The organism is Pseudomonas sp. NPDC089422, assembly GCF_044749405.1.
Taxonomy (GTDB): domain Bacteria; phylum Pseudomonadota; class Gammaproteobacteria; order Pseudomonadales; family Pseudomonadaceae; genus Aquipseudomonas.
Genome location: NZ_JBIVHW010000001.1, coordinates 467,400 through 486,102, shown reverse-complemented (window position 1 = coordinate 486,102; position 18,703 = coordinate 467,400). Strand labels below are relative to the sequence as shown.

Genomic DNA, 18,703 nt, shown 5'->3' with positions numbered 1-18,703 from the left:
GCAGACCTACAAGCACTGAAGGAATATCTGTCAGAACCGTCTTACATTCGTCACTCTAAACGAGACACTAATACTCAATCAGGCTAATTTTTCTAAACGCAGACTGACAGTAAGATTCTCCCATCAACAGCCGGCAGCCCTTTCAGCCTCGGCATTTCAAGGAGAATTTCCCATGCTCACCGTCCGTAACGCCCAAGACCGCGGCCTGGCCTTCCATGGCTGGCTGAAATCCTTCCACACCTTCTCTTTCGGCCACTACCGCAACCCCGAGGAGCAGGGTTTCTCTGACCTGCTGGTGATCAACGACGACCGTGTCATCCCTGGCAAGGGCTTTGGCGAGCACCCGCACCGCGATATGGAAATCTTCTCCTACGTGCTCGAAGGCGCGCTGGAGCACAAGGACACCTTGGGTACCGGTTCGGTGATCCGCCCGGGTGATGTGCAGCTGATGAGCGCCGGTCATGGTGTAGCACACAGCGAGTTCAACCACAGCCAGGCGCAGCCGGTGCACTTCCTGCAGATCTGGATCGTGCCCAACGTCAAAGGGGCGACGCCGCGTTATCAGCAGCAGCACTTCAGCGCCGAAGAAAAACGCGGCAGGTTGCGCCTGATCATCTCGCCAGATGGTGCAGAAGGGTCATTGCAGGTGCGGCAGAACGCGCGGGTGTATGCCGGGCTGTTCGATGGCGCGGAGCGCGCGACGCTGACCTTGCCGGCGAACCGCCATGCCTATGTGCATGTGGCTCGCGGGAGTATTGAGCTCAATGGCCAGGTGCTGAATGAAGGGGATGGAGTGCGGGTACGGCAAGAACAGGTGCTTGAACTAGGCAACGGGGTGGATGCCGAGGTGCTGGTGTTCGACTTGCGGCCGCATGAACTGCCTGGCATGCCATAAGCAGGTCCGGCCTCATCGCGAGCTACGCTCCTACAGGTACAGCGCAATTCTGTAGGAGCGAGCGCAGCTCGCGATGCGCCGCGCTAGCGGCGATCGTTCTTAAGGTTCAAACCCTTCGACGATAATCACCTCAGCCTTGGCCACCCCTTGGCGATGGCTGCACGCCTCCTGGTACAGCTCCGACCGATAACAGGCCACTGCCTGCTCATACGAATCGAACTCGATCACCACGCTACGCTGTGGAGTGGGCCGCCCTTCCATCGCCTCGCTGCGCCCGCCGCGGGCCAGGAAGCGGCCGCCGAATGCCTTGAAGGCAGCGGGAGCGCGCTGGGTGTATTGCTGATACTGCTCGGGGTCGGTCACGTCGACGTGGGCGATCCAATAGGCCTTCATCCGCTGCTCTCCTGTTACAACGATATTTGTGTATGATGGTATACCATAAAAATCACCCCACCACAGTGAGCGTGCAACATGGCTTTCAACACCATCGAGGAACTCCTCGAGGACTACCGGCAAGGCAAGATGGTCCTGCTGGTGGACGACGAGGACCGGGAAAACGAAGGCGACCTGCTGATCGCGGCCGAGCGCTGTGACGCCCAGGCCATCAACTTCATGGCCCGCGAAGCACGCGGCCTGATCTGCCTGACCCTGACCGACGATCATTGCCAGCGCCTGGGCCTGGAGCAGATGGTACCGGCCAACGGCAGCGTGTTCAGCACTGCCTTCACCGTGTCGATCGAAGCGGCCACCGGGGTCACCACCGGCATTTCCGCCGCCGACCGGGCGCGCACCGTGGCCGCTGCCATGGCGCCCGATGCCCGTCCCGAAGACCTGGTGCAGCCTGGCCACATCTTCCCCCTGCGCGCCCGCGAAGGCGGCGTGCTGACCCGCGCCGGGCACACCGAAGCCGGTTGCGACCTGGCCCGCCTGGCCGGTTTCACCCCGGCCTCGGTGATCGTCGAGGTGCTCAACGATGACGGCACCATGGCCCGCCGCCCGGACCTGGAAGTGTTCGCCGCACTGCACGGCATCAAGATCGGCACCATCGCCGACCTGATTCACTACCGCCTGAGCAACGAGCAGACCATCAAGCGCATCGGCGAACGCGAACTGCCGACCGTGCATGGCACATTCCGCCTGGTGACCTACGAGGACCGCATCGAAGGCGGCGTGCACATGGCCATGGTCATGGGCGATATCCGCCGTGAGCAGCCGACCCTGGTGCGGGTGCATGTGATCGACCCGCTGCGTGACCTGGTCGGTGCCGAGTACGCCGGCCCTGCCAACTGGACGCTGTGGGCGGCGCTGCAGAAGGTGGCCGAGGAAGGTGCCGGGGTGGTGGTGATCCTCGCCAACCACGAGTCTTCACAGGCGTTGCTCGAACGCGTGCCGCAGCTGACCCAGCCAGTGCGGCCGTATCAGCGTGGGCAATCGAAGGTGTACTCGGAGGTGGGTACCGGGGCGCAGATTCTGCAGGACCTGGGCGTGGGCAAGCTGCGTCATCTGGGGCCGCCGCTGAAGTACGCGGGGCTGGCCGGGTATGAGCTTGAGGTGGTGCAGAGCATTCCATTCGAGCCCAGCATGTTGGGCTGACACGGCCCCCTGTAGGAGCGGCCTTGTGTCGCGAAAGGGCCGCGAAGCGGCCCCCTGTAGGAGCGGCCTTGTGTCGCGAAAGGGCCGCGAAGCGGCCCCGGCAATTTATGTGTTTACGCTGAAATCCTGGGGCCGCTCTGCGGCCCTTTCGCGACACAAGGCCGCTCCTGCAAGAGCTGCGGCGGCCTGAGGAGGACGGAGTGATGGCCGGTAGCCTCATTCCTCTTGCCAAAAGTTTGGAATACCATAATATGATATCCCGTAGACCTTGAATCTGCAGGCCGGCACCTACAATTACAAACGGCCACAAGACACTTTGTTTTAGCTGCTCCCCGAACACTGTTGGCGGGCGCACCAGAAGCCCCGCCTCGAATAACAAAAGCAACGAGGGCGTAAACCATGCTGTTGAGCAAACGTGTAACCGCAGTGCTGTCCGCCAGCCTGCTGACCCTGGCATGTCAGGCCACCCAGGCCGCTGACAGCCTGAACTTCGTCAGCTGGGGTGGTACCACCCAGGACGCCCAGAAAGAAGCATGGGCCATACCCTTCACAAAAAGCACCGACATCAAGGTCGTCCAGGACGGCCCGACCGACTACGGCAAGCTCAAGGCCATGGTCGAGAGTGGCAACGTGCAATGGGACGTGGTCGACGTCGAAGCCGACTTCGCCCTGCGTGCCGCCAGCGAAGGCCTGCTCGAACCCCTCGATTTCAACCAGATCAAGCGCGACAAGATCGACCCCCGTTTCGTCTCCGACCACGGCGTCGGCTCGTTCTTCTTCTCCTTCGTGCTCGGCTACAACGAAGGCAAGCTCGGTGCCAACAAGCCGGTCGACTGGACTGCGCTGTTCGACACCAAGACCTACCCAGGCAAACGCGCCCTGTACAAATGGCCGAGCCCCGGCGTGCTGGAACTGGCCCTGCTGGCCGACGGCGTAGCGCCCAAGGACCTCTACCCGCTGGACCTGGACCGCGCCTTCAAGAAGCTCGACACCATCAAGAAAGACATCGTCTGGTGGGGCGGTGGCGCCCAGTCGCAGCAGCTGCTGGCCTCCGGTGAAGCCTCGCTCGGCCAGTTCTGGAACGGCCGCGTCTATGCCTTGCAGCAAGACGGTGCGCCAGTGGGCGTGAGCTGGAAGCAGAACCTGGTCATGGCCGACTTCCTGGTCATCCCGAAAGGCTCGAAGAACAAGGACGCGGCCATGAAGTTCCTGGCCAATGCCAGCAGCGCCGAAGGCCAGGCCGCGTTCGCCAACAAGACCGCCTACGCGCCGGTGAACGTCGACAGCGTGGCCAAGCTCGACAAAGACCTCGCCCCGAACCTGCCGACCGCCTATGCCCAGGACCAGGTCACCCTGGACTTCGCCTACTGGGCCAAAAACGGCCAGGCCATCGCAGCCCGCTGGAATGAGTGGTTGGTCAAATGAAAGTCGCCATCAATGCCCTGCATAACGCGCAAGGTGCCCCCACGGGCGCCGGCGCCCCGGGAACGGCCCCTCGCCGCGTCAGCCTGAGCCAGCGCTGGAAAGGCAGCCGCAACCTGCTGCCGGCGCTGCTGTTCCTCGGCCTGTTCTTCTTCGCCCCGCTGGTCGGCCTGCTGCTGCGCGGAGTGCTGGAGCCAACGCCAGGGCTGGGCAACTACGAGCAGCTGTTCGCCAACTCGGCCTATGCACGGGTACTGTTCAACACCTTCTCGGTGGCCGGCGTGGTTACCCTGATCAGCGTGCTGCTGGGCTTCCCGCTGGCCTGGGCGATCACCCTGGTGCCCAAGGGCTGGGGCCGCTGGCTGCTGAACATCGTGCTGCTGTCGATGTGGACCAGCCTGCTGGCGCGCACCTACTCGTGGCTGGTGCTGCTGCAGAGCTCGGGGGTGATCAACAAGGCGTTGATGGCCATGGGCATCATCGATACCCCGCTGGAGATGGTGCACAACCTCACCGGCGTGGTGATCGGCATGAGCTACATCATGATCCCGTTCATCGTGCTGCCGCTGCAGGCGACCATGCACGCCATCGACCCGATGGTGCTGCAGGCCGGCTCGATCTGCGGCGCCAGCCCGTGGACCAACTTCTGGAAGGTGTTCCTGCCGCTGTGCCGCTCAGGGCTGTTCTCCGGGGCATTGATGGTGTTCGTGATGTCGCTCGGTTACTACGTCACCCCGGCCTTGCTCGGCGGTGCGCAGAACATGATGCTGCCTGAATTCATCATCCAGCAGGTGCAGTCGTTCCTCAACTGGGGCCTGGCCAGCGCCGCCGCCGCACTGCTGGTGGTGATCACCCTGGTGCTCTTCTACCTGTACCTGAAGCTGCAGCCGGAATCCCCGGTTGGCAACGCGAGGTAAACCGCCATGCTCCTGTCTCCCAATGCCATGGGCCGCCCGCTGCGTACGGGCCTGTACCTGACCACCGGGGTCATCGCGGCCTTCCTGCTGCTACCGGTGGTGTTCATCGTGCTGCTGTCGTTCGGCTCGTCGCAGTGGCTGGTGTTCCCGCCACCGGGCTGGACCTTCAAGTGGTACGGCCAGTTCTTCTCCAACCCGGAGTGGATGGACGCCGCACTGGCCAGCCTCAAGGTCGCCGTGCTGACCACCCTCGCTGCCGTGCTGCTGGGCCTGCCCACCGCCTTCGCCCTGGTGCGTGGCCGCTTCCCCGGCCGTGAAATGCTCTACGGGCTGTTCACCATGCCGATGATCGTACCGCTGGTGATCATCGCCGTGGCGGTGTACGCGCTGTTTCTCAAGCTTGGCTACACCGGCACGCTGTTCGCCTTCGTGGTCAGCCATGTGATCGTCGCCCTGCCCTTCACCATCATCTCGATCATCAACTCGCTGAAGCTGTTCGACCAGTCGATCGAGGATGCCGCGGTGATCTGCGGTGCTTCGCGCCTGCAGGCGATCTTCAAGGTGACCTTCCCGGCGATTCGCCCGGGCATGATCGCCGGTGGCCTGTTCGCCTTCCTGGTGTCGTGGGATGAAGTGGTGCTGAGCGTGATGATGGCCAGCCCCGACCTGCAGACCCTGCCGGTGAAGATGTGGACCACCCTGCGCCAGGACCTGAGCCCGGTGATCGCCGTGGCCTCGACCCTGCTGATCGGCCTGTCGCTGCTTGTCATGTTCATTGCCGCCGCCTTGCGCCGGCGCACCGAAGTCAACGCCTGAGCGTGCGGAGAAAACAACAATGAGTGCAGTCATCAAAGACAACGCCCACGGCAAGACCCTGGTCAGCCTGCGCGGCCTGAACAAGCACTACGGCGACTTCACCGCCGTCGACAACCTCGACCTGGAGATCCAGGACGGTGAATTCCTGACCTTCCTCGGCTCCAGCGGCTCGGGCAAGTCCACCACACTGTCGATGCTGGCCGGCTTCGAAACGCCGAGCAGCGGCGAGATCCTGGTCGAGGGCCAGTCGCTGGTCAACGTGCCGCCACACAAGCGTGACATCGGCATGGTGTTCCAGCGCTACTCGCTGTTCCCGCACTTGAACGTGCGTGACAACATCGGCTTCCCGCTAGCCATCCGCAAGCTCAGCGCCACCGAGACCAGCAAGCGCGTCGATGCCATGCTCAAGCTGGTGCAGCTGGAGAAGTTCGCCCACCGCAAGCCGTCGCAGATGTCCGGTGGCCAGCAGCAGCGCGTGGCGATTGCCCGGGCACTGGTGTACGAGCCACGCATCCTGCTGATGGACGAACCGCTCGGTGCGCTGGACAAGAAGCTGCGTGAAGACCTGCAGGACGAACTGCGCCAGCTGCACCGCCGGCTGGGCATCACCATCGTCTACGTGACCCACGACCAGGAAGAAGCCATGCGCCTGTCCCAGCGCATCGCCATCTTCAGCCATGGCAAGATCGTTGGCCTGGGTACCGGCTATGACCTTTATCAGAACCCGCCGAATGCCTTTGTCGCGTCGTTCCTGGGCAACTCCAACTTCCTGCGCATCAAGGCCAGCAGCAACGGCGCGGGCAGCTTCGAAGGCCAGCCGGTGGCAATTCGCCTGACCCCGGGCCTCGCTGCCGCGCAGGATGCGCTGATCATGGTGCGGCCGGAAAAAGCCCTGGCCCTGACCGCCGAGCAAGCCGCGCGCGAGCCATTGCCCGCGGGCTGGAACGAGGTCAGCGCCAAGGTCGGTGAGGTGCTGTTCCTGGGTGAGAGCCAGACCTGCCATGTGGTGACGGCGGGTGGTACCGAGCTGACGGTGAAAGCGCTGTCTGCTGCCGGGATGCCGATGCAGCCGGGGGATACCGTAAAAGTGCGCTGGGCGGTGGCGGATGCCTGCATCTATACCGAATGGGCGGAGAGTGACCTGAGCAAGTCGGCCGGGGCTCATTAAAAAAGCTGGGGCCGCTGCGCGGCCCTTTCGCGACACAAGGCCGCGCCTGCAGGAGATCGCGTTACCGTGTAGGAGCGGCCTTGTGTCGCGAAAGGAGGGCAACGCCCTCCTCTGCTATCACTCAGGCAATCGGAACCGTTCCGCGAAATACTCCCGGAAAAACTCGACCGCCACCCGCACCTTGGCCGACCCCGCCAGCGGCGCGGTATACACCGCCCAGATATCGGCACTCTGCCGATACCCTTCCAGCACCTGCACCAGCCGGCCATCCGCCAGGCTGTCGTGCACATCCCACCACGACCGCAGCACGATGCCGCGCCCGTCCAGGCACCACTGGTGCACCACTTCGCCATGGTTGCTCGACAACGCGCCGGTGACGCGCACACTCTCCTCGCCTGCGGGTCCTTCAAGGTGCCAGAGCCCAAAGGGGTGGTCGCGCTCCTTGATCACCAGGCAGTCATGGCTGGCCAGATCCGCCAGGCTCTTCGGCACGCCGCGACGGGCAAGATAGTCCGGTGCCGCACACAACACCCGCCAGTTGCGCGCCAGGCGCTTGGCGATCAGGTTCGGGGCAATCTGGTCACCCACGCGGATATCCAGATCGACACCCTCGGCCACCAGGTCCACCAAGCGGTCATGCACGTCCAGGCGGATGTCCAGCCGTGGGTAGCGCGCTGCCAGCGCCGACAATGCCGGGGCGACCATCCGCCGCCCCAGACCCAGGCTACTGGCGATGCGCAACTGCCCGGCCGGCTCACGCTGGCCGGCGTCCAGGTCATCGCCCATGCGCTGCAGTGCCTCGAAGATCTGCTGTGCCCATTGATAGACCCGCTCGCCCTCCTCGCTCACCGTCACCCGCCGGGTGGTGCGGTGCAGCAGGCGCACGCCGAGGTCCGCTTCGAGCAGGCGGATGCGCTTGCTGACGAAGGCGGCCGACATGCCACGGGCCTCGGCCACCGCCGCAAAGCTCGCACGGCGGGCTACCTGAAGAAAGATATCGAGGTCGTCGAGGTTTGGCAGATTATTCACGATATGTGCACCAAGAATGCATGGAATGGCTGATTATCTATGCAAGGAACCCTTATAGCATGGCCCACATCAGTTCCCCAGACACAAGGTGTGGCCATGACCAAGACCAAGACTTTCAAGATCGCCGCCATCCCCGGCGACGGCATCGGCAATGAAGTGCTCCCGGAAGGGATCCGCGTGCTCGAAGCCGCCGCCCGCAAGCATGGCCTGGACCTGCAGTTCGAGTTTTTCGAATGGGCCAGCTGCGACTACTACCTGGCCCATGGCCAGATGATGCCGGACGACTGGTTCGACCAGCTCAAGGGCTTCGACGCCTTGTACTTCGGTGCGGTCGGCTGGCCCGACAAGGTGCCCGACCACATTTCCCTGTGGGGCTCGCTGCTCAAGTTCCGCCGCGACTTCGACCAGTACGTGAACATCCGCCCGGTGCGCCTGTTCCCCGGCGTGCCCTGCCCGCTGGCCGGCAAGCAGCCTGGCGACATCGACTTCGTGGTGGTGCGGGAAAACACCGAAGGCGAATACTCGTCGCTGGGTGGGCGCATGTTCGAAGGCACGGCCAACGAGTTCGTCCTGCAGGAATCGGTGTTCACCCGCCGTGGCGTCGACCGCATCCTCGAATACGCGTTCGAGCTCGCCCACAATCGCCCGCGCCAGCACGTGACCTCGGCCACCAAGTCCAACGGCATGGCCGTGAGCATGCCCTACTGGGACGAGCGCACCGCCGCCGTGGCCGCGCACTACCCGGAGATCACCTGGGACAAGCAGCACATCGACATCCTCTGCGCACGCTTCGTGCTGCAACCGGAGCGCTTCGACGTGGTGGTGGCGTCCAACCTGTTCGGCGACATCCTCTCCGACCTAGGGCCGGCCTGTACCGGCACCATCGGCATCGCGCCGTCGGCCAACCTCAACCCCGAGCGCAAGTTCCCGTCGTTGTTCGAGCCGGTGCATGGCTCGGCGCCGGACATCTTCGGCAAGAACATCGCCAACCCGATCGGCATGATCTGGTCGGGCGCGCTGATGCTCGAGTTCCTCGGCAAGGAAACGGCTGACGCCCGTTACCAGGCGGCACACGATGACATCCTGCAAGCCATCGAAGCCGTCATCGCCAGCGGTGCGACCACACCTGACATGGGTGGCAGCCGCTCGACCCAGGCGGTCGGCCAGGCCATTGTCGATGCACTGGATGCCGCCTGACTGTCACATTTCGGTCACACCACCGTCGTAATCTGCCGGGCAACTCTATGCCAAAGGTTGCCCGGCATGCCCCGCCTGCTCCTCCTGTTGCTTCCCCTGCTGACGCTGACGGCCCAGGCCGAACCTGCGCCATTGCGTGTGCAGGGCTCCAACACCATTGGCGCGGCGTTGCTGCCGGCATTGGTGCAAGCGCAGCTGCGCGCGCAGCAGGCGACGGACATCGAGCAACTGCCAGGCGCGGTGGCCAACGAAACCGTGATCAAGGCCCGCGATGCGCAAGGCCAGCCATTGCGTATCGACATTGCCGCCCACGGCTCGAGCACCGGTTTTGCCGCCCTCGGCCAGGGCCGGGCAGACATGGCGGCGGCCTCGCGCCCCGTCAGCGATGCCGAAGTGCACCAACTCAAGGCCCTAGGCGACCTGCGCTCGGCCAGCGCCGAACAGGTCATCGGCCTGGATGGCGTGGCGGTCATCGTTCACCCCGACAACCCGCTGCCACAACTGACCACCCAGCAACTGGCGCAGATCTTCTCCGGGCAGATCCAGCGATGGGAGCAACTGGGCGTGGCAGGTGGCGCTATTCACCTGTACGCCCGCGATGATCGCTCCGGGACCTATGAAACCTTCAAGGCACTGGTTTTGGAACCGCACCATGGCGAGCTGGCCAGGCAGGCGCAGCGCTTCGAGTCCAGCGAAGCACTGGCCGAACGGGTCGGCGCGGATCGTCACGCCATCGGTTTCAGCAGCCTGGCAGCGGTGCACGGGGCCAAGGTCCTGGCAGTGGCCGAGGGCGATGCACCGGCCATGCTGCCTGACCGCCCACTGGTCGCCAGCGAGGACTACCCGCTGTCGCGGCGGCTGTACTTCTACCTGCCAGCCAATACCAACCCCCAGGCCCGAGCGCTGGCCGATTTCGCCCAGACCGCGGCCGGCCAGGCCATCGTCGCCGAACAGGGCTTCGTCTCGCAGCAAGTCAAGGCGCAACCGGTAGCGGCGCAGGCCGACATGCCGCCGCGCTATCGCAGCCTGGCCCAGCAGGCGCAACGCTTGAGCGTCAATTTCCGCTTCCAGGAAGGCAGTGCCAGCCTCGACAACAAAGCCCTGCGCGATGTGCAGCGGGTCACCGAGTACCTGCGCCAGACCGGCAAGCTGCAGAGCAAGGCGGTGCTGGTGGGCTTTGGCGACCCCAAGGAAACACCCGGTCGCGCGGCCCTGCTGTCGCGGCTGCGGGCCCAGGCGGTTCGTCGCGAGCTGGCACGGGCTGGCGTCGAAGTACTGGAAGTGACCGGTATGGGCGACGAGCTGCCGATCGCCGGCAACGACAGGGAACAAGGGCGCTTGCGTAACCGGCGGGTGGAAGTCTGGGTCTATTGACAGGCAAAGAAATGTAACAGCTCACCATTCGGCATCACTGGCAAACGGGTCTAGGCTCAAGCTCATGTGATACCGGGCCCCTCTGACGGCTGCCGAGCCGTGATGTCGGATCACTGTTGCGCTCACATGGCAACGTCGACATTCAAGGAGGGGCTCATGACAGCTCTGCAGACATTCCTCACCTCCCCGTTTCTTGGCACCAGCACATGGTTGTGGCTGGTGTTCATGGCCATCGTCATCGGTTTGCTGGTCCTCGACCTGGGCGTGCTGCACCGCCAGGATCGCGAAATCGAAATGCGCGAGAGCCTGTTGCTGTATTCGGGGTATTTCAGCGTCGGCGTGCTGTTCGGCCTGTGGGTCTGGCATGAGCTGGGCGCACAGTCGGCGCTGGAGTTCTACACCGGCTTCCTGGTCGAACAGTCGCTGTCGATGGACAACGTGTTCGTCATGGCGATGATCTTCGGCTTCTTCGCCATCCCCCGCCGCTACCAGCACCGCGTGTTGTTCTGGGGCATTCTTGGCGTAGTGTTCCTGCGTGCGATCATGATCGGCGTGGGGGCGGCGCTGGTGCAGAACTTTGCCTGGGTGCTTTACATCTTCGGCACCTTCCTGCTGTTTACCGGGGTGAAGATGGCCCTGTCGAAGGAGGACAGCCACCCCGACCTGGCCAACAACCCGATCTTGAAATTCGTCCGCCGGCACATGCGTGTGACCGACCAGATTCATGGCTCGCACTTTTTCGTGCGCCTGACGCCGCCCGGCGAAAGCAAGGCCCTGCGTTATGCCACACCGCTGTTCCTGGCCTTGGTGCTGATCGAACTGGCCGACCTGGTGTTCGCCGTTGACAGCGTGCCGGCGATCTTCGCCATCACCCAGGACCCGTTCATCGTCTACACCTCGAATATCTTCGCCATCCTGGGTTTGCGCTCGCTTTACTTTGCCCTGTCGGCGCTGATGCACCGGTTCGTCTATCTCAAGTATGCGCTGGCGCTGGTGTTGATCTTCATTGGTTGCAAGATCTTCTACCACGGCATGGTGGGCAAGGTGCCGGCGTTGCTGTCGTTGGGGGTGACGTTCGGGTTATTGCTGGGTGGGGTGGTGGTTTCGTTGATCAAGACGCGGGGGGAGAAGGTGCTGGTGGACGGTACGGCGTTGGAACAGGTATCGGGCGGGAAAGACGAGGCAGCGAAAAAGGAGGAAGACCCGCAGTTGCGGGTCTGAAGAAGAATCATAAGATAACTACAATATAAGCGACCACCAACCAAAATAAGCCAAGCAGGGATAGCCAAAATGCGAATTTAAGTTTTCTTCTCAAAGCAGTCGGAAACCCCTTGAGTTCCGACTCATCTAACCACCCTCTTCGCAAATGCAGCCCAGGAAAAGTCACCAAACTTCCAACTGTGCTCATCAGCAGAAAACGCGACTTGAGATTCCCCGCACACCAAACCACTTTCATCTGCTCAAGGTACGGATTGCTCGTAATAGAAGACAAAGCCACATTAAAATCCTTGGAAAGTGCAACTTGCAAATTAATGGCAACACCCAGCATTCCGATGAAAAAAGGAACAATCATGAAGGCCAGCTTCAAGAATGGCGACCAGTTTTCAAAATCAATCATCGGTCACCTGATAGAGCATTTCTCCCGCCCTTTCTCCCAATGCTCCGACTCCGATAGCGCCCCCCACAGACCCAGCTCCCACCAGAAGAATCCCGCATAACGGAGCACCAAACCCAGCTGAACCGACCGCGAAGGCACCACATAGCGCGTATGAGGCGCCGCCTCCAGCCCAGACCCCAAGCATGCCACCTCCCAAGCCGCCGCCAAAGCTACCAGCTTCAGTAAAACGGACCTTCCTGCAAGCATCGCTTTCACCAGCGCTACACACTTCCTGTACTTTCAGATAAGACGAAGCTCCGCCTAACCCGATAGCTGCATGCCCGCCATACTTGAGATACTTGCCAAGCTTCGCCACCTTATCCAGATGCGTGGCATACCCCGGTATCTGCCCCGGGCCGCCCGCTTTCGACCAATGATGCACAAGGCTTTTGGTTGAGATGTTCAAACTCTTCTTCAATTTCTCATAGCTTCCAAGATTGAGCTTTTTGTTGAGAAATGCCGCTTTCAGCTGCCCGTCGAGCTGCTGCAACAACTGCCGCCGCTCAGCATAGAAACCCGGGCTGTTCAGATTGCCATGGCGCAAGAATTCGCGTTGATGCAGTTGCTCGATCTTGGTCAATGTTCCGCTGACTTGCTTTAGCCCTTGATCGAGCATGTCCTTGCCCACCCCCATCGATTGGCTGGCATCGCCGAGCAACCCCGCTATCTCGGCCTGATGCTGCATCATGAAATCCGACTCGGCAAAATCCAGCGCCGCCAGTGCCCGCCGCGCATGCTCTGCGGCTGCCATCAACTGGGCCTCCTCGCGGGTGCAGGCAGTGCCATTGTCGGGATCGCCGATAACGAAAATCTCCCCGGCCTTGAACCCTTGCTCGAAGGTGGGGTTGAGCCGCTGCAGGCGTGAGATCGGCAGCGTGCCGTCGTGCGCCTGCAACTGCAGCAGCACCTGCGCGAACGACATTTGCCGGGGCACCACATAGAATCCCGGCTCCAGCGAGCCGGGCATGGATGTCATCGCCGATTGCGCAAAGTGCTCGATGTGAGCCTCGGACACTTGAATAGCTGGCCTGCCATACCTCGAAGGCGGCGCCTGATTCAGCGGTGCAACCACTCGGTTGCTGCCAGGCGAACAGGCACAGACGACCAGTGCGCCATCCATCGCCACCCGCCTGCCGGAAGAGATGAAGAACTCCACCCCTTCGGCGACCATCCCCTCCTGCCCACAAAGCGGACACTCCGTAGTGGGGTCACCTTCCCTGAGTACCTCGCGCCCATCAGACGTGTACCCGGTACCCGTGGCAATGCAAACGGCCCCCGTGGTCGTGACATCACCATCGACCGCCTGGCCCCTGCCATCCAGATTGACCCGCATCGGCAATACTCACTGTGCATTTGTGAGGTTTGAAACCTAACAGCTGCTCAAGGGCCTTTAGTGCTTGAAACGGAAAATTAGAAGTTTCCTACAAAGTCAGTGAACTTATCTTTCAGAAAGCACCTGAAGAATTTTCCGCATTATCTTAATGGAAACGTCCTACAGCATAAGTTGGGTTTCCCGACTTTATAGCGTTGCTACACTTGGCCAGCATGCACACTCCCCCTGAAGGAGTGCCCCATGCAAAAACTTCCGATACCTGACCTCCCCCAATTCCGCGTGAGTCGTAAGCTGATCGCCACAGTTGCAATACCGGTAATCACAGGAGGCGCCTTCGCTGTGCTGTTCAACGCGGTGTTGTTCTACAACGAAGCGGGCCAGATGACCCACGTGCGCACAATTTTCGGCGAGGAAAAAGTGGTCGAGGAAGTGGGCTACGCCACCAAGTGGTTCGGCCGCAGTACCGCCTGGCGGCGCACCATCGGGGTTCAGTCGGCCCTGCAGGTGGACAGCCAGGACGACAGCCGCAGCGGGCAGCCCGCGGTGACCATCCAGAACCTGCCCATCGTGTTCCTGGGCAACGTCGACGCCAAGGCCGAATTCAGTACCCAGTTCCGCCTGCCTTCGGGCGATGCCTTCCTGAAGATCGCCCAGGAGTACCGCACGCCGGACAACTTCCTGCAACGCGCCTTGTTGCCGGCGATCAAGGAAACCTTGCAGGCCACCGCATCGCTGATGAGCGCAGACGATTACTACGCCGGTAATCGCAGCCACTTTGGCGCAGAGTTCGAAAACCAGCTGCGCAACGGTCTGTACCTGACCAGTCGCAAGGAAATCCGCGTACAGCGCGACAACTACCCAGCACAGACGGCGATCCTGCAGTCCGGCACCGAGCAAGGCAGTTTCGGCGACAACAGCGCAACCCGCTTCGTCATCGAGAAAAAGCTCGACAAGGACGGCCAGGAATTACGCAAGCAGCAGCAATTTCGCCTGTTCGGCGTCGAGGTGGTCGATGCCCGGGTGACCCATATCGACCCGAACCCCCAATACCAGCAGCGCATGGTGCGGGTGCAACAGGCGCTGGCGGAACTGGCAGTGGCGCGGCAGAACCGGCTCAAGGAAGAGGAAGAAAAGGAGCTGGTCTCCGCCCGCGGCGCCAAGGACGTCGAGGCCAAGCGCCAGGAAAGCCTGCGCCAGCAGATCGAGCGCACCACTCAGGCCGAAACAGAGAAACAGCTCACCCTGATCAACGCCGAGCGGGAAAAACGCCGCGCCGAGATCGACAAGCAGACCGCCGAGTTGCTGCGCGACAAGGCCCGGGTCACTGCCGAAGCCACCCGGATCACGGCCGACGCCGAGGCCCATGCCCGTGAGGCTTCCCTGAAGGCGGACGGGGCCTTGCAGAACAAGCTGGACGCGCTGGTGCAGATCAACCGCGTCTGGGCTGAAGCTGCGGCACGAGCGCCCGTGCCCAGCGTGATGATGGGGGGCTCAGACACTGGCGTGGGGCGCCAAGATGAGATGAGCAAGCTGATGAGTGTACTGGCCACCAAGGCGGCCAAGGATCTGATGGTAGACCTCAAGACGCAGTGATCCAGCTTCAGCCTCTTCGCAGCGTCTCGGCGCGAAGAGGCCGGTACCGGCTTGCCTCACCTTGTGCCGCGCAGCATCTCCACCGGCACATACTTGCCGATCTCGTACTTGCCAATGGCCGCCCGGTGCACCTCATCCGGGCCATCGGCCAGGCGCAGGGTGCGCTGCATGGCGTACATGTACGCCAGCGGGAAATCACCACTCACCCCTGCCCCACCATGCATCTGAATCGCCCGGTCGATCACCTTCAACGCCACGTTCGGCGCCACCACCTTGATCTGCGCGATCTCGCTGCGTGCGACCTTGTTGCCAACGGTGTCCATCATGTACGCCGCCTTCAGCGTCAGCAGCCGCGCCATGTCGATTTCCATGCGCGAGTCGGCGATCTTGTCGACGTTACCACCCAGGCGCGCCAAGGGCCGGCCGAAGGCCGTGCGCTCGACCGAGCGCTTGCACATCAACTCCAGCGCCCGTTCGGCCATGCCGATCGAACGCATGCAATGGTGAATACGGCCTGGACCAAGGCGGCCCTGGGCGATCTCGAAACCACGCCCCTCGCCGAGAACTACATTCTCATAAGGCACCCGCACATTCTCGAACAGTACTTCGGCATGGCCGTGGGGCGCATCGTCATAACCGAACACCGGCAACGGGCGGACGATCTTCACCCCCGGCGCATCGGTCGGTACCAGCACCATCGAATGCTGCTGATGGCGCGGACCGTCGGGGTTCGACAGGCCCATGAAGATCATCACCTTGCAGCGCGGGTCGCAGGCGCCGGACGTCCACCACTTGCGACCGTTGATCACCCACTCGTCACCGTCACGCACGGCAGTGGCAGCCATGTTGGTGGCGTCCGAAGAAGCCACGTCCGGTTCGGTCATGGCGAATGCCGAGCGGATCTCACCCCGCAGCAGCGGCTCCAGCCACTGACGCTTCTGCGCCTCGCTGCCGTAGCGCACCAGCACTTCCATGTTGCCGGTGTCCGGCGCCGAGCAGTTGAACGGCTCCGGGCCCAGCAGCGAACGGCCCATGATCTCAGCCAGCGGCGCATACTCAAGGTTACTCAGACCGGCGCCGTACTCCGATTCCGGGAGGAACAGGTTCCACAATCCCTCGGCCCGGGCCTTGGCCTTGAGCTCTTCCATGATTGCGGTGGGTTGCCAGCGGTCGCCCTCGGCGACCTGGCGCTCGAACACCGGCTCGGCGGGATAGACGTAAGCATCCATGAAGGCGCTGACGCGCTCTCGCAGTGCCTGGACCTTGGGCGAATAGGCGAAATCCATCGGGGTTACCTTCACGGTTCGAAGTACATGGGCAGAGCCTAGAGCAGCCTGACTCAATCTACCTAGTCTATTTTCCGCGTGTATAAACATTCATAACCGATATATGATCGACCAATAACTCCAACAAAGAGCGGCGCCATGAACCTCAGCAAGGTCGACCTCAACCTGTTCATCGTCTTCGACGCGATCTACACCGAAGCCAACCTGACCCGCGCCGGGCAGATCGTCGGCATCACCCAGCCCGCAGTGTCCAATGCCCTGTCGCGGCTGCGCGAAACCTTCAACGATCCGCTGTTCGTGCGTACCGCCCAGGGCATGGTGCCCACGCCCATGGCCCAGAACATCATCGGCCCGGTGCGCAACGCCCTGGCGCTGCTGCGCACCTCGGTGCAGGAAAGCCGCATCTTCAACCCGCAACAGGCCAACAAGACCTTCCGTATCAGCATGACCGACCTCACCGAGGCGGTGATCCTGCCGCCACTGTTCCAGCGCCTGCGCCGCCTGGCCCCGGCGGTGCTGATCGAAAGCTTCCTGTGCAAGCGCCGCGAAACCACCAAGGAACTGGCCGCCGGGCGCCTGGACTTCGCCGTCGATGCGCCGCTGAACACCGACCCGCAAGTGCGCCACGTCAAGCTGATGCAGGACCGTTATGTCTGCGCGCTGCGCCAGGGCCACCCGTTGGCCGATAGCAAGCTTACCCTCGACAACTACCTGGGCATGACCCACATCCATATCTCCAGCCGCCGCAACGGCCTGGGCTACGTCGACCTGGCACTGGGCAAGATGGGCGTGCAACGCAAGGTCGCGCTGCGCTCCCAGCATTACCTGATGGCTTCGCAGGTGTTACAGCAGACCGACATGGCCATGACCGTGCCCGAGCGCTTCGCCCGCCGTCATCAGCTGCGTTTCCAGCCGCTGCCGGTGGAGGTACCTGCGCTGGAGACACACCTGTACTGGCACGAAAGCACCGACCAGGACCCGGCCAACCGCTGGATGCGCGAGCAGATCATCGAATTGTGCGAGCGCGTGGTGGCCGAAGAAGAACGTGCGTTGGAGCCTGCCTGATGCCCTCTTGGCCCAGTGGGCTCGCCAAGGGCCCACTGAGAGAAATTACATTTCCAATTGATCTATCAATAGAGAAAAATATTCTCCATTGAGCGGACATCTACAGCATAAAAGGCAAAATCATTTTCTCCCCAGCGCTTAGGCTTGATGCAACGATTGCCGACATCACGGCACCATTGCACGGACCCGCCCCATGCCTAGCGCCCCGCTCTATTTCGACTACGCCGCCACCACTCCGGTCGATGACCGGGTCATCGAAACCATGCTCACCTGCCTCGGTCGCCAGGTTAACTTCGGCAACCCCGCATCCAGTGGTCACGCCTACGGCCAGGCTGCACGCGAGGTGGTCCAGCAGGCACGCCGGCAAGTGGCCGAGCGGGTCGGCGCACGGGCCGACGACATCGTCTGGACATCGGGCGCCACCGAGTCCAACAACCTGGCACTCAAAGGCATCGCCCAGGGCATGGCCCAGCCGGGCCACCTGATCACCAGCCAGCTGGAGCACAAGGCCGTGCTCGATACAGTCAACGAACTGGAGCGCCAAGGCTGGGCCATCACCCGTCTGGCGCCGGACGCCAGCGGCCTGATCCAACCCTACGCCGTGCAGGCAGCGCTGCGCGCGGACACCCGCCTGGTGTCGCTGATGGCCGTCAACAATGAACTGGGCACGGTCACCGATTTCGCAGCCATCGGCGAACGGGTTCGCGCCCATGGCGCCCTGCTGCATGTGGATGCGGCCCAGGCGGTCGGCAAGCTGGCCATTGACCTGCAGGCAATGGCGGTGGACCTGATGTCGTTCTCGGCGCACAAGGTGTATGGGCCAAAAGGCATCGGCGCGCTGTATGTCGGGCCTCGCGCCCGTGAGCTGATGCGTGCGCAGATCCACGGTGGCGGGCATGAACAAGGGCTGCGCTCGGGTACCTTGCCGACGCACCAGATTGTCGGCATGGGCAGTGCCTTCGCCCTGGCCGGCGAGCCGGGTGACAGCGAGCACCAGCGTATCGAACACTTGGCCAAGCGCCTGCATGAAGGGTTGCTGGCATTGCCGGGGGTCAGCCTCAATGGCTGCGCCCAGCAGCGGATTCCTCACACCCTGAACCTGTGCATCGAAGCCAACGGCTTCAACAGCATGGCCTTGGCCAGTGAACTGGCGCTGTCGACTACCTCAGCGTGCAACTCAGCGAGCAACGCCGCCTCGCATGTGCTGTTGGCGCTGGGGTTGGACGAAGCGCGGGCACGCAAGAGTGTGCGCATGAGTATCGGGCGGTTTACCAGCGAGGCCGAAGTGGACACGGCGATCGCGGTGATTGGACGGGCTTTGACGGCGGCCTCGGGGGCATTGTGGTAGGACTGATGTG

Annotated in this window: 17 protein-coding genes; 12 read left to right on the top strand and 5 right to left on the bottom strand. The window is 62.6% G+C overall.

The features are described from left to right. The first annotated feature begins 172 nt into the window (after positions 1 to 172). Entirely contained in the window at positions 173 to 895 is a 723-nt protein-coding gene (locus ACIPZ8_RS02185; RefSeq protein ID WP_400719361.1) for a pirin family protein, read from the top strand. Between the two features lie 99 nt (positions 896 to 994). On the opposite strand, the gene ACIPZ8_RS02180 is transcribed toward ACIPZ8_RS02185, so the two are convergent. Further along, a complete protein-coding gene (locus tag ACIPZ8_RS02180) occupies positions 995 to 1,288 on the bottom strand; it encodes a DUF1330 domain-containing protein (RefSeq protein ID WP_105948725.1) in 294 nt (97 codons plus the stop codon). Positions 1,289 to 1,366: 78 nt separating this feature from the next. On the opposite strand from ACIPZ8_RS02180, the gene ribBA reads away from it, so the two are divergent. The 5 genes from ribBA to ACIPZ8_RS02155 all read left to right on the top strand — a co-directional run bounded on the left by ribBA (position 1,367) and on the right by ACIPZ8_RS02155 (position 6,811). Next, positions 1,367 to 2,488: a bifunctional 3,4-dihydroxy-2-butanone-4-phosphate synthase/GTP cyclohydrolase II gene (gene ribBA / locus ACIPZ8_RS02175; RefSeq protein ID WP_400719360.1), complete on the top strand. Its 1,122-nt coding sequence runs from the start codon at positions 1,367 to 1,369 to the stop codon at positions 2,486 to 2,488. Between the two features lie 399 nt (positions 2,489 to 2,887). Continuing rightward, positions 2,888 to 3,913, top strand: coding sequence for a polyamine ABC transporter substrate-binding protein (locus ACIPZ8_RS02170; protein ID WP_400719359.1), 1,026 nt, complete (start codon positions 2,888 to 2,890; stop codon positions 3,911 to 3,913). Next, positions 3,910 to 4,827 (top strand): ABC transporter permease, encoded by a 918-nt coding sequence (locus ACIPZ8_RS02165; protein WP_400719358.1) that lies wholly within the window; start codon positions 3,910 to 3,912, stop codon positions 4,825 to 4,827. Before ACIPZ8_RS02170 ends, ACIPZ8_RS02165 begins: the two co-directional genes overlap by 4 nt. A gap of 6 nt (positions 4,828 to 4,833) precedes the next feature. Continuing rightward, the gene (locus ACIPZ8_RS02160) at positions 4,834 to 5,643 is read left to right on the top strand and encodes an ABC transporter permease (RefSeq protein WP_400719357.1); all 810 of its coding nucleotides are present in this window, start codon (positions 4,834 to 4,836) and stop codon (positions 5,641 to 5,643) included. A gap of 19 nt (positions 5,644 to 5,662) precedes the next feature. Then, positions 5,663 to 6,811 carry an ABC transporter ATP-binding protein gene (locus tag ACIPZ8_RS02155; protein ID WP_400719356.1) on the top strand — a complete coding sequence of 383 codons (1,149 nt, stop codon included), beginning with the start codon at positions 5,663 to 5,665 and terminating at the stop codon, positions 6,809 to 6,811. Positions 6,812 to 6,928: 117 nt separating this feature from the next. On the opposite strand, the gene ACIPZ8_RS02150 is transcribed toward ACIPZ8_RS02155, so the two are convergent. Continuing rightward, entirely contained in the window at positions 6,929 to 7,840 is a 912-nt protein-coding gene (locus ACIPZ8_RS02150; protein ID WP_400719355.1) for a LysR substrate-binding domain-containing protein, read from the bottom strand. A gap of 96 nt (positions 7,841 to 7,936) precedes the next feature. Between ACIPZ8_RS02150 and ACIPZ8_RS02145 the strand changes: the two genes are divergently transcribed. The 3 genes from ACIPZ8_RS02145 to ACIPZ8_RS02135 all read left to right on the top strand — a co-directional run bounded on the left by ACIPZ8_RS02145 (position 7,937) and on the right by ACIPZ8_RS02135 (position 11,632). Further along, a complete protein-coding gene (locus tag ACIPZ8_RS02145; protein ID WP_400719354.1) occupies positions 7,937 to 9,037 on the top strand; it encodes a tartrate dehydrogenase in 1,101 nt (366 codons plus the stop codon). Between the two features lie 66 nt (positions 9,038 to 9,103). Beyond that, positions 9,104 to 10,411, top strand: coding sequence for a substrate-binding domain-containing protein (locus ACIPZ8_RS02140; protein WP_400719353.1), 1,308 nt, complete (start codon positions 9,104 to 9,106; stop codon positions 10,409 to 10,411). A 156-nt stretch (positions 10,412 to 10,567) separates the two neighbouring features. Continuing rightward, positions 10,568 to 11,632 carry a TerC family protein gene (locus ACIPZ8_RS02135; protein WP_400719352.1) on the top strand — a complete coding sequence of 355 codons (1,065 nt, stop codon included), beginning with the start codon at positions 10,568 to 10,570 and terminating at the stop codon, positions 11,630 to 11,632. Between the two features lie 7 nt (positions 11,633 to 11,639). Here ACIPZ8_RS02135 and ACIPZ8_RS02130 read toward each other — a convergent pair whose 3' ends face one another. After that, entirely contained in the window at positions 11,640 to 12,029 is a 390-nt protein-coding gene (locus tag ACIPZ8_RS02130) for a hypothetical protein (protein WP_400719351.1), read from the bottom strand. Beyond that, positions 12,022 to 13,401 (bottom strand): PAAR domain-containing protein, encoded by a 1,380-nt coding sequence (locus ACIPZ8_RS02125; RefSeq protein WP_400719350.1) that lies wholly within the window; start codon positions 13,399 to 13,401, stop codon positions 12,022 to 12,024. Before ACIPZ8_RS02125 ends, ACIPZ8_RS02130 begins: the two co-directional genes overlap by 8 nt. Positions 13,402 to 13,641: 240 nt before the next feature. Between ACIPZ8_RS02125 and ACIPZ8_RS02120 the strand changes: the two genes are divergently transcribed. After that, complete coding sequence (locus tag ACIPZ8_RS02120; protein ID WP_400719349.1) at positions 13,642 to 14,994, top strand: SPFH domain-containing protein; 1,353 nt, start codon at positions 13,642 to 13,644, stop codon at positions 14,992 to 14,994. A gap of 56 nt (positions 14,995 to 15,050) precedes the next feature. On the opposite strand, the gene ACIPZ8_RS02115 is transcribed toward ACIPZ8_RS02120, so the two are convergent. Beyond that, on the bottom strand, positions 15,051 to 16,280 hold the full coding sequence (locus ACIPZ8_RS02115) for an acyl-CoA dehydrogenase (RefSeq protein ID WP_400719348.1): 1,230 nt from the start codon (positions 16,278 to 16,280) through the stop codon (positions 15,051 to 15,053). 138 nt (positions 16,281 to 16,418) lie between these two features. On the opposite strand from ACIPZ8_RS02115, the gene ACIPZ8_RS02110 reads away from it, so the two are divergent. Together ACIPZ8_RS02110 and ACIPZ8_RS02105 are read left to right on the top strand one after the other, a co-directional pair. Further along, complete coding sequence (locus tag ACIPZ8_RS02110; RefSeq protein ID WP_400719347.1) at positions 16,419 to 17,345, top strand: LysR family transcriptional regulator; 927 nt, start codon at positions 16,419 to 16,421, stop codon at positions 17,343 to 17,345. 193 nt (positions 17,346 to 17,538) lie between these two features. Next, the gene (locus ACIPZ8_RS02105; RefSeq protein WP_400719346.1) at positions 17,539 to 18,693 is read left to right on the top strand and encodes a cysteine desulfurase family protein; all 1,155 of its coding nucleotides are present in this window, start codon (positions 17,539 to 17,541) and stop codon (positions 18,691 to 18,693) included. Positions 18,694 to 18,703: the final 10 nt, after the last annotated feature.